Source organism: Streptomyces xanthochromogenes (assembly GCF_014650455.1).
GTDB classification, from domain to species: domain Bacteria; phylum Actinomycetota; class Actinomycetes; order Streptomycetales; family Streptomycetaceae; genus Streptomyces; species Streptomyces xanthochromogenes.
Map to the genome: position 1 here is coordinate 1 of NZ_BMUZ01000023.1, position 14,730 is coordinate 14,730.

The 14,730-nt window shown below is 69.3% G+C and carries 11 protein-coding genes; 2 read left to right on the forward strand and 9 right to left on the reverse strand.

Annotated features, from left to right (window positions below; translation table 11 throughout):
* Positions 1-705 (forward strand): C40 family peptidase (locus IE267_RS37585; RefSeq protein ID WP_189766338.1); only part of this gene is annotated, 705 nt, incomplete at its 5' end.
* A 484-nt stretch (positions 706-1,189) separates the two neighbouring features.
* On the opposite strand, the gene IE267_RS37590 is transcribed toward IE267_RS37585, so the two are convergent.
* From IE267_RS37590 to IE267_RS37630, 9 genes are all read right to left on the reverse strand, one after another.
* Positions 1,190-2,692 carry a metallophosphoesterase family protein gene (locus IE267_RS37590; protein WP_189766339.1) on the reverse strand — a complete coding sequence of 501 codons (1,503 nt, stop codon included), beginning with the start codon at positions 2,690-2,692 and terminating at the stop codon, positions 1,190-1,192.
* A gap of 432 nt (positions 2,693-3,124) precedes the next feature.
* Entirely contained in the window at positions 3,125-4,498 is a 1,374-nt protein-coding gene (locus tag IE267_RS37595) for a tryptophanase (RefSeq protein ID WP_189766340.1), read from the reverse strand.
* A complete protein-coding gene (locus IE267_RS37600) occupies positions 4,471-5,727 on the reverse strand; it encodes a tryptophan dimethylallyltransferase family protein (RefSeq protein ID WP_189766341.1) in 1,257 nt (418 codons plus the stop codon). Before IE267_RS37600 ends, IE267_RS37595 begins: the two co-directional genes overlap by 28 nt.
* Before the next feature lie 352 nt (positions 5,728-6,079).
* Positions 6,080-7,426, reverse strand: a complete 1,347-nt coding sequence (locus IE267_RS37605) for a cytochrome P450 (protein ID WP_167150981.1) — start codon at positions 7,424-7,426, stop codon at positions 6,080-6,082.
* Positions 7,423-8,028, reverse strand: coding sequence for a GTP-binding protein (locus IE267_RS37610; protein WP_167150982.1), 606 nt, complete (start codon positions 8,026-8,028; stop codon positions 7,423-7,425). The genes IE267_RS37605 and IE267_RS37610 overlap by 4 nt, the downstream gene beginning before the upstream one ends.
* On the reverse strand, positions 8,003-8,392 hold the full coding sequence (locus tag IE267_RS37615) for a DUF742 domain-containing protein (protein WP_167150983.1): 390 nt from the start codon (positions 8,390-8,392) through the stop codon (positions 8,003-8,005). Before IE267_RS37615 ends, IE267_RS37610 begins: the two co-directional genes overlap by 26 nt.
* Entirely contained in the window at positions 8,389-8,787 is a 399-nt protein-coding gene (locus tag IE267_RS37620; protein WP_189766342.1) for a roadblock/LC7 domain-containing protein, read from the reverse strand. Before IE267_RS37620 ends, IE267_RS37615 begins: the two co-directional genes overlap by 4 nt.
* The gene (locus IE267_RS37625; protein WP_229861651.1) at positions 8,784-9,983 is read right to left on the reverse strand and encodes an ATP-binding protein; all 1,200 of its coding nucleotides are present in this window, start codon (positions 9,981-9,983) and stop codon (positions 8,784-8,786) included. Before IE267_RS37625 ends, IE267_RS37620 begins: the two co-directional genes overlap by 4 nt.
* A gap of 871 nt (positions 9,984-10,854) precedes the next feature.
* A complete protein-coding gene (locus IE267_RS37630) occupies positions 10,855-11,823 on the reverse strand; it encodes a hypothetical protein (protein WP_189766388.1) in 969 nt (322 codons plus the stop codon).
* Between the two features lie 854 nt (positions 11,824-12,677).
* On the opposite strand from IE267_RS37630, the gene IE267_RS37635 reads away from it, so the two are divergent.
* Positions 12,678-14,678 carry an ATP-binding cassette domain-containing protein gene (locus IE267_RS37635; protein WP_189766343.1) on the forward strand — a complete coding sequence of 667 codons (2,001 nt, stop codon included), beginning with the start codon at positions 12,678-12,680 and terminating at the stop codon, positions 14,676-14,678.
* The last annotated feature ends 52 nt before the right edge of the window (positions 14,679-14,730 follow it).

A 14,730-nucleotide genomic window follows, 5' to 3' on the forward strand; every position in this document is an offset into this window, starting at 1 on the left:
GGTGGCATCGACCCCTCGCTCGCGCTGTTCCTCTCCTCCAACCCGGACGACTTCCTCGACAAGGCTTCCTCGCTCGACCAGTTGAGCGCCACGCAGGCCGAGGCCCTGACGAAGATCCAGGGCAAGCAGCGCACCCTCGCGCAGCAGCGCAAGGAGGCCCAGGACAAGCTGAAGGACCTCGCCGACACCAGCAAGGTGCTCGACGACAAGAAGAAGGAAGTCCAGGGCAAGCTCGGCGACGCGCAGAAGCTGCTCAACTCCCTGACCGCGCAGGAGAAGGCGGCCCTCGCCACCGAGGAGTCGCGCGCCAACCGTTCCACCGAGCGCCCGAACCTCGGCAAGGACGTCCCCGCCTCGCAGGTCGGCGCCGCCGCCCTCGCCGCCGCCCAGACCCAGCTCGGCAAACCGTACGGTTGGTCCAAGACAGGTATGGCGGCCTTCGACTGCTCGGGTCTGACCGGCTACGCCTACCGCCAGGCCGGCGCCAACCTGCCGCGCACCTCGCAGGAGCAGGCCAACGCGGGCACCCGGATCGGCCGCAGCGAGCTCAAGCCCGGCGACCTGGTGCTCTTCTTCGGCGACCTGCACCACATCGGCCTGTACGCCGGCAACAACATGGTGCTGCACGCGCCCCGGACGGGCACGGTCGTGCGCTACGAGTCCATGGACAACATGCCGTTCCAGTTCGGCGTGCGCATCGGCTGACCCTCCAGTACCACCGGACCCCAATCGCGCTCCCCCAATAGCCGAGGGAAAGCCGCACTCTTGAGACAACGCGGTCCGACCGCAACGTGAGACAGGGGAAGAGGTACTGATCAGGGTGCGTGACGCCCGCCACGCACCGGGAGATCCCACATGTCCCACCTACAGTCGCCGCCACCGCTCGGCATGCGCTGCCCGGCCGCCCGGATCGCGCTGAGCCCGAGCGCCACTTCTCCCTGGCCGGTGCAGTCGGGGCGTGAGGTCCAGGCCCGGGGCCGGGCGCCCCTCCCGCTGCTGAAGGGCGGTGGTAGCGATGACCGCGCCGTCGGACCGGGCAGGGGCGGGCTCAGCTGCGTACCTGGCATGGGTCCCCGCCGACGTCTCCTCGCGCGCGACGGCCGGCGCCAACCGACAGATCGAGGTCCAGGACGGTCACGCCGGGCATCGCGACCAGATGCCCGGCCGTCCGGTCACCTGCCGCGCGGCGTCAAGAGAGGGGGATGGTCACCTCGTCCTCGACCGGCGGATCGATCTCGTGGTCGAGGGTCCCGGTCGCCGAGTGGCAGCGCAGACGGATCGCGGCCGGTGTGACGTCCAGCCGCAGGAAGCATTTGAAGAACGGCGGGCTGTACGTCGCCGAACCCGGCGAGAAGAGCTGCGTGTAGAGCTTGCGCACCGGCAGCCGCAAACGCGCCTTGCGGTCGGGCCGCCGACCCGCGCCGAGGAGACTGGCGACCAGGCGGATGCGCCGGGTGACGCGAACCGGCTCCCCCTGTGCGCGGATCGGCGGGACGCCCAGCCTTTCGGCGACCACCGCCAGGGCCTCGGCCTCGGTCAGCGTGAAGAAGCGCGGCATCCGCAGCCGGTTCCCGTACAGCCTGCTGTAGAAGGCCAACGAGTCGCCGCGCAACGGATAGCAGCGGAAGTCGTGCTCTGTCACGCCGGCGACGGAGACCCTCGGGACCGTGTGCGTGGCGTGCATGAACGCCCCGCCGCCACCGGCGACGACGTACTGGATCGTGCGCCCGCCGTCCACCCGAACCGGATACCGCTGGTAGTTGTGGATGTCGCCGCCGATCGCCGCGACGTAGTGGTGTTCCGGGTCGCGCACGATGGCGTCCACCGTGCCTCCGCCCTCGATGGCGCACGGGTGGTGCTCGCCGTCCACGTACAGCGGAGACCCCGTCACCAGGATCTTGGGCCGGTCGCCGCGCGACACTTCGCGGAGCCAGCGGCCTTGTTCGGCGTCGAGGGTGCCCAGCAGGCCCGTGTCGATGCCGATGATCCGTATCGGCCCGGCGTCGACGGCCCAGTACGGGCCCGGCTGAACGGCTTGTTGGGACGGCTCCGAGCGCAAAGCCCGCGCCTCGGCGAGACGATGCTCGTCGGTGCTGCCCGGTGCGTGCCAGAGCAGCGAGCGCAACCAGGCCCGCGTCAGAGGGCGGGGTCGCGCCTCGGACGCCAGCGGCGGAGCCTCGCAGAAGACCCGCATGAAGCCCTGCAGGCCCTCATACCAGTCGTGGTTGCCCGGTATCGCGTAGATGGGCGCCGGATAGTTCTGGTAAGGGCGGAAGAACTTCTTGCCGTAGTCGTCGGTGCTCCCCACTGGGTAGATCACGTCACTGGCGAGCACGGCGAAGTCGGTGCCCTGACTGACCTTCAGGAAGCCCGGTATCACGGCGTATTGGGGGTCGTCGCCTTCACCCGTGTCACCGATGACCATGAACGAGAAGTGGTCGGCGTCCGTGCGGCGCACGACCGCGTCGGGGGGAGCGCCCGCGGCCACGGCCTGCTCCACCCAGCGACTGCGGGTCCGGCCCGTCGGATCTCCGAACCAGGAGGCGAGGACACCGTTTCGGGCGGCCCACAGCGTCCCGGGATTCAGCCATGACAGCTTCTCCACCCGAGCGGGCATCAGGCTTTTGTACGTGCCGAGTTGGGAGTTCCCCCAACCGGCGCCTTCCGGTGTGTCGCGTGAGGAGTGAGGCACGCGTGCACGGTAACAACCGGTCCTCCCCGCACCCGGAGCAGGGGCCTGCGACCCGTGGCGGGGTTCCGACCGCGGTGCCGGCCCAGTGGTGCTCAGCGCAGCCGCCGGGCACGGGCCGCCCCACCCATGAAGGCAGCAAAGATCGGCTCAAGGAGGAGGGCGGTGGCCCCTGAGCCAAGCACGTCATGGGCGAGTGGCCTCCCCGGGCCGACGTGGACAGAGATGGGCCAAGTGAAAACCGCCTCCGGACACGTCACTGGGGTGGAGAGTCCCACCGAACACCGAACACCGAACACCGTGTGGTGAAATTCCCACGGCTTCGACCGGTCAATTGCCTTGGTGCGGTGGCCGGTGTCGGCCCAGCCGAAAGATTTGCGCTGCATGCAGGAATCTGATGGCTGGGCGCGCGTCGTCACGAACGAATCGTGCTGATCAGTCGCCGGTCTTCACGGGCTCCAGTTTGATGCTGAAGTGTCGGAGGATCGGGGACTGGCCCGTAACCCGGTAGCCGCGGACCGATTCAGGATTCTTCGCGATGTCTGCCAGCGTGGCGGCAACGTGGTCGTAGTGGCTGCGGGTGTAGACCCGCCTGGGCAGAGCCAGCCGTACAAGCTCGTAGGGCGCCGTCTTGACGGGATTGCCGTGCTCGTCCTCTTCGCCGAGGTACAGCGAGCCCAGCTCCGCCGAGCGGATGCCTCCGCGCAGGTAGAGCTCGCAGACCAGGGCGGTGCCGGGGTACTGGTGCGGAGGGATGTGGGGCAGAAGGCGCCCGGCGTTGACGTAGAGGGCGTGCAGGCCGGCGGGCTCCAGGATGTCGACGCCCGCCTCGCGGATGCGTGCGGCGAGGTAGGCGGCTATGTCGGCACGCTCGGCGAGGTAGGCCGGCTCGGTCACTTCGAGGAGGCCGCGGGCCATCATGTCGAGGTCACGTCCGGACAGACCGCCGTAGGTGGTGAATCCTTCGGTGGCGATGAGCAGACCCCCGCACCGCTCGGCGAGTTCGGGGTCCTTCAGGCCGATGAAGCCGCCGATGTGGACGATCCCGTCCTTCTTCGCGCTCATGACGCAGCCGTCGGCGAGGCGGAAGGCTTCCTCGGCGACCTGGCGCGGGGTGCGGTCGGCGTAGCCGGGTTCGCGCTGGGTCACCAGCCAGGCGTTCTCCGCGAACCGGGCCGCGTCGAGGATCATCGGCACGTTGTGACGGCGGCACAGTTCGGCGGTGCGGTGCAGGTTGTCCATGCTGACCGGCTGGCCCCCGCCACCGTTGTTGGTGATGGTCATCAGCACGGCCCCGACGGGCGTCCGGTCCGCGTTCTCCAGGGCCTGTTCGAGGGCGACCAGGTCGATGTTGCCCTTGAACGGGTAGTCGCTGTCGAGGTCCTTGGCCTCGGCGCAGGGCAGGTCGTACGCCGTGCAGCCGGTCAGTTCGACGTTGGCGCGGGTGGTGTCGAAGTGCGTGTTGGACAGCACGCTCGTGCCGGGCCGCAGCAGCGAGGAGAAGAGGACGCGTTCGGCCGCGCGGCCCTGGTGGGCCGGCAGGATGTGGGGGTAGCCGGTGAGTTCGGAGACGACCTCGTGCCACCGGTAGAAGGAGCGGCTGCCGGCATAGGACTCGTCGCCCTGCATTCCCGCCGCGAGCTGGTCTGCGGAGATGGCGCCGGTCCCGGAGTCGCTCAACAGGTCGATGGTGACTTCGTCGGCCCGCAGATCGAAGGGGTTGTAGGCGACCCGCTTCAGCGCGGCCTCGCGCTCCTCCCGGGTGGTGAAGGCAAGAGGTTCTACGACCTTGATGCGGTAGGGCTCCACGTGACTTCCTTCTGTGCGGTGTACGGGCTGACGTGGGCGACGGCCTGGTGCCCGCGGTCCAGGACGCTCCGGGTGCGTTGCGCAGGCATCCAGGTGCCCCGCGGGTACTGCTCCTGCGGCGGCCGGACGCGGTAGGCCTCGGAGCTCAGATAGGCGGTGAGCCGGGGCGGCCGGTTGCGCTCGTACACCAGGGCGAGGTAGGCGATCAGCCCGACGCCGTCGCTGAGGCTCCGCTGCGTGAGCGCCACCAGGCTCCGGTTCAGGACGGTGGGGTCCATGTCGGCCCGGGTCAGCAGGGCTGTGGCGCGGGCGAGGGCCTCTTCGTCGTCGCGCACGTAGTCGCGAACGGGAATGTGCAGCGTGAAGCCGCTCGGTTCGCTGTCGCCTTCGGTGAAGGAGTGACAGGTGAGCGCCGGCCGCCGCACGAGCCGCAGGGTGTCGTCTGCGCCGCTCTCGGACGGCGCGAGGGAGCCCGAGGCCGCGTGGAAGAAGTAGCGGATGTCGGCCGCTGCGGCTCCTGAGGTACGGCTGAGCCCGCAGGCGTCATCGGCCGACATGCCCAGGTGACTCACGTAGACCTTGACGCGGGGCGACGTCCAGGCGCCCAGGTCCAGAGCGAGGAACGGATAGCCGGCCGCCTGGGGCAGTTGCTCGAAGGCCTGGCCGTAGCCGAGCCGCCGCAGTGCCTCGCGCACGGTACGGGCCGCGTTTTCCGGGCCGGAGGCGGAGGGGTTCAGGTAGACCTTGACTCCTGGGACCCCTCCGGCGCGCAGATCGAGCGCGTACCACAGGGCCAGGGGGCCCTGGGCCGCAGCGGGGAGGAACAGGTCGGCGAGGGAGTCGAGTTGGCCGGTGTCGAAGCCCCAGCGGGCGCCCATCGCACGGATGACCGCAAGCCCGGCGCGGCCGCTGTCGGCCATGTCGCTGTGGGCGCAGCCGGGCTCCACGAGCACGCGCAGGGCCGGAGCGGTGTCCGGAGTGCCGGCGAGAGAGAACTCGACGGGGGTGTGGTCGTCGGAGAGGAAGCCGGACGAGGCCGGCGGCAGGGACAGCGGCCGGTGGGCGGCGCCTGCGAGGGACTCGATCAGGACCTGTCCGTACAGCTCGGTGTCCCTCTCGCTCAGGCCCACCGTGGCGCCCAGGCGCCGCAGTTGACCGAGTACGTGGTCGCCGAGCGTCGTCTCACCGGGGCCGGTTGCCGGTATGCCGGGGCCCGGGCGGGAGGTCATCGTGTGCCTCGCTCGTCGTGACGGGCAACGCGTCCGGACGGTGCGGGAGTACGGGGACGTGCTCCGCCGACCAGGGAGGAGACGAAACTCAAGCCGCTGCCGAGAGCGGTGGGTATTCGTTCCTGCGGCTGGTCGGGGTCGCCGCCCCCGCACGGGTTCCGTCTGCTGGGGATGGTGCGCTGGGGGCCCGGTCGGGCGCTCGCCGATAGGTGCGCGGAAGTGCTTGCGAGGTCCACTGCCTCTCCTTCATCTTGTGTCACTCCAGACACTCCGCGCCGTTCTACCCAGGAAGTTGATCTTTAATGCAGGCTATATCAACTGCCCGTGCCACACGCATCACAGGGGGTGTGGGCTACTGGCCCGTCAGCCACTTCATGAAGCTGCTCCAGCGCCCCGCTTTGCCGTTGGGCTGCGGCGCCGCGGGCGCGGGCCCGGCCGCGACGGGAGGTGCCTGGTAGCGGGGCACGGCCGTCGGCTCCGGTGCGGCCGCGGCGCGCGGGGTGACTGCGCTGAACCGGACGGGCAGCGAGGCCAGGGCCCGGTTGAAGGGGCCGGGCCGCCAGGCGAGACTGTCCGCGGGGACGGCGAGTTCGACGTCGGGCAGGGCGTTGAACAGCGTTTCCAGGCCCGTCAGGGCGATCAGCCTGGCCGGCTCCTTCGACGGGCAGGCGTGCGGGCCCGCGCTCCAGGCGAGGTGACCGCGGGTGTCGGCACCGCGGTCCGCGAGCGCCGTGTTGGCGGCGCCGAAGGACACCAGCACCAGGTCACCGGCGCGCACCTTGTCGCCGGCCACGTCCGTGTCGACCACCGGGTAATGGGGCGCATAGTTGGACATCGGCGCATTGCGCCACAGAGTGTCGTCCACAGCCTTGTCGAACTGTCCCAGGCGCGCGAACTCCTCGTTGGTCAGCATCGTGTAGAAGGCGTTGCCGATCAGGTTGCCCTCCGGCTCGCCGCCCGCACCGAGGAGCAACACCAGCGTGTGCGCCAGCTCCTCGTCGTTCAGCTTCGCCGGATGCTGCATCAGGTAGGACGTGACGTCCTCCCCGGGCCGGGCGCGCTTGAGGGCCACCAGCTCGCCGACCGCTCCCAGCAGGACCTGGCTGGCCGCCTCGGCGTTGACTCCGTCGAACATGCCGGAGATGCCGAACAGCACCCGGTCACCGATCTCCGCCGGGCAGCCGAACAGCTCGTTGAACACGTACAGCGGGAGCTGCTGGGCGTAGTCGCGAAGCAGGTCGGCGCTGCCGCGCGCGCTGAACTGGTTGATCAGGAACTGGGCTGCCTGGCTGACGATCCGGCTCAGCCGCTTGTTGCTGACCCGGGCGAAGGAGTCGGTGATGGCCTGCCGCAGCCGCACGTGCTCGGCACCGTCGGTGAACATCGCGTTCGGCCGGTAGGCCAGCAGCGGCAGGACCGGGCTGTCGGGGCGGATGCAGCCCTCGGCCAGCGCACGCCAGCGGCGCGAGTCCTTGCGGAACGTCGTCGAATCCTGCAGCAGTTCCAGAGCCGCGTTGTAATCGGTCACCAGCGTCGCCTCCACGCCGGGGGCGATGGTGACCGGAGCGGTGGGGCCGAGCTCGCGCATGTAGCGGTAGTACGCGTGCGGATTGGCGGCGAACTCCGCGCTGTCCAGGGGTATGCGCTGCCCGCTGCCGTGTGCGGGGCAGCCGGGCGGAGGTACAGAGGGGGTTGTCATGCGTGCTCCAGGTCGGCGCGCTCGTACAGATAGCGGACCAAGGTGATCAGGGCGTCGACGGACGACTTCTCGTCGCGTGCGTCGATGGTGACGACGGGGGTGTCGGGCAGCAGGTCGAGGGCCTCCCGGACTTCCTCCGGGGTGTGGACCGTACTGCCGTCGAAGTGATTGATGGCCACGGCGAAGTTCAGGCCGTAGCTCTCGACCAGATCCATGATGTCGAAGGAGTCGGCCAAGCGCTCGGGGTCCACCAGGACCAAGGCGCCCAGCGCGCCGCGGGCCGTGTCGTCCCACAGACTCACGAAGCGCTGCTGTCCGGGAGAACCGAACAGATACAGGACGATGCGCTCGCTCAGCGTCAGCCGGCCGAAGTCCAGGGCGACGGTGGTGGTCGTCTTTCCCTGAACTCCCTTGAGATCGTCGACGCGCTCCGACAGCGTCGTCATCCGCTCCTCGGTGGACAACGGCGTGATCTCGGAGAGCGAGCCGATCAGGGTGGTCTTGCCGACGGCGAAATGCCCGACGACCAGAATTTTCACTGCGGTCTGCTGTGCGCCGCTGGGCACATAGGCATCCTCAGACAGTGAGAGCCTTGAGGCCATCGAGCACCTCCTTGAGCAAGGCCTTGTTGGTAGGACGGGCCGAGGGCACCGGCGCCCGGGCCACGAGATAGCCCCCTTCGGCGAGGGAACTGAGCAGCACCTTGACCACCCCGAGCGGCAGCTGGGAGTACGCGGCGATCTCGGCGACCGAGAGGTAGCCGCTGGAGCACATCTCCAGGATCTGCTGCTCCTCGGGCGAGAGCCGCTGGGGCCGCTGCTGCTCGTCGGTGGCCGTCGTGACGAGAGTGATGAGGGCGAACTCGTCCTCGTCGGGTAGGTCACGGCCACGGGTGATGACGTAGGGACGGACTAATTCTCCGGCCTCGGACACGAACTCGGGCTCGGGACGGCCGGGTTCGGTCATGAGGTGACCGTGTCGCCGCGCAGGCCGGTCGACATCGCCTTGCCCAACCGGCTGACCAGCTGCTGCATCCGGTACGTGATGTCCTGCATGTCGACCTCCACCGACGCCGCCACGGCAAGATAGCTGCCGCCGCCCGCGGCGTTCAGGAACACCCAGCCCCCGTCGAACTCGATGAGGGTCTGGCGCCAGTTCGTTCCGTGCTCACCGCAGAAGAAGCCGACGGCCCGGCTGAGCGACTGCAGGCCGGAGACGGCGGCGGCCACCTTGTCGGCATCGCCCCGGTCGATCTCCGCGGTACGGGACATCTGGAGGCCGTCGGCAGAGATCAGGACCGCGTGGAGAGCATGCGGAATCTGCAGCGCGTCCTCAAGCATCCAGGACAGGTTGTCGCTCACGGGGCATCGAGTCCTTCGTGTGTATCGGCAGCGGTATCACCTTCGGCGGCCGGTACCCTCGCACCTCGGCCGCTGAGAGTGCCACGCTGAAATGCGCCTATGGCCGCCACCCGCGCCTCTGCCGACCGGGCAGGCGGCGCTTCGTCGGACCCGCCCCCGCCGTCCGGCACGAGCGCCATGCCGCGCTTGTTCCGTCGTCGGGGCAGCCCGCCCTCCGTCGCCGCGGCACCCGAACCGCGGCTCGCGGCAACGGCATTGACTTCTCGCGCGGGGGTGGGCGCCTTGGGCTCCGGCATCTCGGTCAACAACTCCTTCGGCACCATCACCACGGCACGGACGCCGCCGTAGGGAGAGGTGCTGTCGATGGTGACCGTGAACCCGAACCGCGCACACAGTGCGCCGATCACCGCGAAACCGAACGCGGGAGGGTTGCCGAGCTCCGAAACGCTCACCGCGGAGCCGCTGGACAGCAGAGCGGTGGCGTTCGTCCGTTCTTCTTCGCTCATGCCGACACCGGCGTCGTCGATCACGATGCAGATGCCCCGGGGCACCGTCCGCACCTCGACCTCGACCATCGTGGACGGCTCGGAGTAGCTGCTGGCGTTGTCGAGCAGCTCGGCCACGGCCAGCGCGACCGGTTCGACGGCACGGCTGGTCACCGCGAAATCGACCCGCGAGGCGATCTCGATGCGCTGGTAGTGCCGGATGCGGCCCTGCGCTCCGCGGATCACGTCATGGACCGATGCGGCCTCGCGCTGCCGGCCGAGCCAGCCGCCGCACAGCACGGCAATGGACTGCGCACGCCGGTTGAATTGCGAGTTCATGTGGTCGATGTCCAGCATGTCCCGCAGCACGGCCGAGTCGCCGTACTTCTTCTGCAGTCCGGAAATGGCCCGCTGCTGCTCCGCGGCGAGGCCCTGAAGGGTCCGCATGGCCGACTTCAGTACGGTGTTTGTGGCCTCCTCCGCCTCTTCCTTGGCCTGGCGGACCACCTCGTCATAGCCGTTGCGCAGCTCGGTGACGGTTGACTGGAGGTCGGTTGCCCTGCCCTGCGATGCGGTCAGCTCACCGTGCAGGCCCTGCTTGTGACGACTTAGCGCCTTGATCGTTTTTCGCTGGCGGGTGATTACGGTGGCGGCGACAGCGACGCCGACGACAAGCGCCCAGACTGTCGGATCCTGCCAAAAATTCGTCATGTGACTCTCTATTGAGCGGCTGGAATCCAGCTCTCGAAATCTGCCCAAGCGGACCCTCGGCTGTGGGCAGACGTCACCGCCCGGAGAGCCCCCCTGGCTGTAGCCATGCCAAGGCGAAAGCTCACGTGGCATGTGCACGGGAGCGTACCATCGGACGATCATGAGGGTCCGTCAAGTCCGCCACGCCGTGGCCCCGTTGGCGAGAAACGCATGTTCATGTCAGTGAGGAAGGTGTGCCTGCGAGGTGGATCCGCGGTGACGGAGCACGCGCCATGCCGCTCCGCCGTGCTGCACCTGGGGTCTTGCGGCGCTGCGGCGCATCTCGCCTCGCGGCGGGCTGACCCAGCGAAACAGAGCAGGGCGAGCGTCGTCCGGCCAACAGGCCTTTCCAGGGCGCGAGATGGCCAATTCGGAAGCGGGCTGCGGACAGCGGCGCGAGCTGCGACTCAGGGCCTGCGACCGCAGCCTCACGGTCCGGGCTACCTCGCCGAGCAGCAGCCTGTCCAGGACGCGGCGCCGCGAATGGGTGCAGCCGTGGTGGAGCATCTGGCAGGAGAATGCCTCGCAGGGGCGCCGACTTGCCGCCGAGGCCGATTCCGATGACCGGCGCCGCCTCTGGGCCCTGGCCCCCAGCCCCGGATCTTGGGGTCCTTGAACGATGCCTTCGGCGGGGGTTTACGCGTCTTCTTCACCCGCCGTCACGCGGGCGATCAAGAACAGCTGAACCAGCGCTCGGAACCGGCACTTGCCGATGAGTCCGGAAGACCGCCCAGTTCCCTGGCCCGGCCCTGATCGCGGGACGTGAACCCGGTCGAGGCGTTCGGAGAGTTCCGGTACCCGACTCCGTCATGATCCTTCACTGCCAGACCCCCTAGGCGAGCACCCATCGGGGCGGGTGCCCAGGGTTGGCCGGGCAGGTGAAAATGTGCAGGTCCCGGTCCCGGCCGAAGTGGAGCCGAGTGGGTTGGGCGACGGATTGGCCGCCTCGGATCGATGCCTTCCCCCTCATGGACGGGTCACGGTCCTCCAAAGGCGCCCAGCTGTGCGAGCCGGCGTCCATCTCGTTGCCCTCTGCCGTCAGCAGCAGCCGCATCGGGGCTGCGCAGGACGCGCAGTCGATGGCCATCGGGCCCGTCGACGCCCAGCTGGGGTAGCCACCGACGCGCCAGCCTGGAGGGATCGACAGGTCGTACTGGTAGCTGGGGGCGTCGGGGCCGTGTTCCGCCGCCTGGGCGTCGTCCCACGCGTCGATGCGCGCGATCAGCCCGCCGGGCAGCGTGTCGTCCTCCGCCCAGGGATAGGTGTCCACCTCTTCCGGATGCAGGACACACGGCTCCGGGAGTTCGTGCTCCCATCGAAGCAGGGGTACTTCGGGCGGAGCGGCGAGGAAGCGTTGTGCGCGCTCGGTATCCCGTGCCCGTCGCCACTCCAGGCGGTAGCGGCGCTCCAGGTCCGGGCCGTGGCTGAAGGGGCAGCGGAAGAGCTGGACCAGGTCCGCGCCGTCGGGCCCGCAGAGAAGGTTCGGGATGTCGCGACGGAAGAACTGGGCCAGCCCCACGAAGGGCACCGGATCGTCCAGGCCGTGAATTCCGGCGGGGAGCCACGGCCGGCTCGGCGGCCAAACGCCTGCGGCGCGGGCGCTGCGGATCTCCTCGGGTGCGTACCCCTCGGTCTCGTGCTGGTGCGGCTCGTGGCAGAGCGGCCATTGTTCGCCGTCCGGCCACAGCATCGGCCCGCCGACGTGACTGTCGTGCATGCCGGGCCGTCCCGGTCTGGGGTGCAACCGGGTAGTCCGGGCTCGGTAGGGGGCCAGCTCCGGGAACACCGCTTCCACGGACACCGGTCTGGTCGGCGTAGTCCTCGTCATGCGCAGACCGTAGGCGGCCGGACAAACGCCACGCGAACGGATTGCCGTGAGCCCGGTGCTCCATCCCCGAGGCGACGTGAGGGTGCCTCCCGCTCTCGGTACTGGGTGGACGTGCGCCCACCGGACCCTCTTGCCAGCCGAGCAAGTTGGCGATCCGGAGAACGCGTAGGCAGACGGATCCTGTCGACCCGGGAGACAAAGCTCCGACTCCGACGAACGGATGCCGCAGAAGGCCGTAGCGTCCGCGAATCCGTCCCTGCTGGGCGTGCTCGCTCACCCGATGACGAGAACCTCATGGCGAGTGGCAGCCTCGCCCGCCCCCTCGCGGCCGACGCGCCAAGCGGCTTGGGGGTGGCCTGCGCCATCGGTGGTGGCAGCCTCGCACGGTCGGCGGTGCCGGCCATGCCAGGGGCGGCGAAACCGGTCATTGTGCGGCCCCAGCAACCCGAGGCGCGTCCGGCCGCATCGTGCGTGCTACTGCGGGGCGCCCTGCCCCGCAGATGGCTGAAAATCGTCGTACGAGCGAGCGGCCCGGGTGCCGGGTACTCGATTTTGCTGGTTTCAACTGGCCCTACTCGTAAGGCACTTGGGCCCCTGCACGTATTCGAACACACCTTCACTGGTCCGCTCTTGAAAACGCCCCTGGGCAACCGTCGGATGCGCTTAGCTATCGCCCTGCACCCCTCGCCCACCCTGCTGGAGGCCTCCATGCCCGTGCTTTGCCCTGCCCCCGCACGGAGCGGACCGCTCGAACATCACCCTGGTCAGGGTGCCTCTTCGATGCCCGGTGCGACGGTTTCCGGCCGCGCGGGCTCCAGGAGTCGTCGATGAGTTTGTGGCGTGCGCGGATGACGGAGCCGGCCGTGTCGGCGGCGGAGGAGGAGCTGTTCGGCGGAGCCTTGCGCTACGACGCGGCGTGGTCGGAGCACGAGCGGTCGCGCGTCGAGGTGACGCTGCTGTCCGCGTTGCGGTCGATGCCGCGTCTGGTCGGGGCGACGGTGAAGCGGGCGTGGCGGGCGGACCGGTCGGGTCTGGTGGTGCTGGGCATCGCGGAGGTCGGCCAGGGCATCGCGGCCGCGATCGGTCTGCTGATCGTGAATTCGGTCATGCACGCCCTGCTGGGCGGCGGAAGCGCGCCCGAGCGGCTGCATCAGGCCCTGCCGGCGGTCGTCGCCGGAGCCTGTGCGGCGGTGATCCGGTCGCTGTTCGCGGGGCTGTCCACGTCGCGGGCGGGGCGTCTGGAGCCGCTGGTGGAGCGGATCGCCCAGGTCCAGTACCTCAAGGCCGCGGCCGAGGTGGAGCTGGAGGCCATCGAGGACCCCGAATTCAAACGGCTCATGGATGTGGCCCAGTTCGGGGTGGATGCCTCCCGGAGGATGATCTCCGCGTGCATCGCGGCGCTGAACGGAGTGATCTCACTGGTGTCGGCGGCGGGCGTGCTGAGCGTCCTGGACGTGCGGCTGCTGCCGATGCTCCTGCTGATCGCCGCCCCGCGTGCTTGGGGGGCGATGCGGGTCGCGCAGGAGCGCTACGTCTCCCGGCTGACCTGGGTCGAGCACCTCCGCGCATCGCGGCTGCTCGGCAACTTGCTGACCGAGCGGACGGCGGCGCAGGAGGTCCGGGTGCATCAGGTCGGGCCGTTCCTCCTGACCAAGTACGAACAGATGGCGACGACGGCCGAGTCGGAGCAGCGGCGTCTGGCGACCCGCAAGGCCATGATCGAGCTGCTCGCGGCCAGTATGTCCGGGGTTGCGACGGCTCTGACCTACGCGGCGGTGTACGGGATGATCACGGCGGGGTGGATGAGCCTCGCAGTCGCGGGCACCGCGATCCTGGCAATCCGCTCCGGATCGGCGTCGCTCGGCTCCCTCGTCATGAATCTGAACCAGCTGAACGAGGAGTCTCTTTACGTCCGCGACCACGAGGCTTTCGTGACGGGCGCCGTCACACGCACGATCCCCCACGGCGGTGAGCCACTGGCGAGCAGGCTGGGTTCGGTGGAGCTGGAGAAGGTGTCCTACCGGTATCCCGACCGCGAACACGCTGCGCTGCACGAGGTGTCGCTACGACTGGAGATGGGCCGGGTGGTCGCGGTCGTCGGCGAAAACGGATCCGGCAAGTCCACCCTGATGAAGGTCCTTTCGGGGCTCGTCAGTCCCGCTGGTGGCACCGTCCGCTTCGGCCGGCAGCACCTCGCCGACGTTGACCGGCGCCAGGTCTTCGCCAGGGTCTCCGTCCTCACTCAGGACTTTCAGCGCTGGCCGCTGACTGCGGCGATGAATCTGCGCATTGGGCGGCCCGAGCACCCGCACACCGACGACGCCCTGATGCGGTCGCTGCGGCACGCCGACGCCGACCGGCTGTGGGAGAAGTTCCCCGCCGGCTGGCAGTCCCTGCTCGGGCGGATGTTCCGGGGTTCCGCAGATCTCTCGGGAGGCGAGTGGCAGCGCATCGGTCTGGCCCGCACCCACTGGCGGACGATCACGCAGGACGCCGACAGCGTCCTGATCGTGGACGAGCCGACCTCCGCCCTCGACCCGGAGACCGAGATCGAAGCGTTCCGGCGCGTACGAGCCCTCGCCTCACCCCATCGCGTCGTCGTCCTCGTCACCCATCGCATGTCCGGGGTACGCCACGCCGACATGATTCACGTCCTTCATCAGGGACACCTGGTCGAGTCCGGCAGTCACCAGGAGCTGATGGCCCGCCCCGACGGCCGCTACCGGGCCATGTTTCTGGCCCAGGCCGCCGAATACGCGAGCATCGCGGACGACCAGGTGCCCGGCCCGCGCGCGGGTGCACCGACTCCCCGCGGCCAGTCCTCGTAGCACCACCTCCGGCCCCTCTCAGCGGCGTCGCCGACGAAGGCAGGCCGGAAAG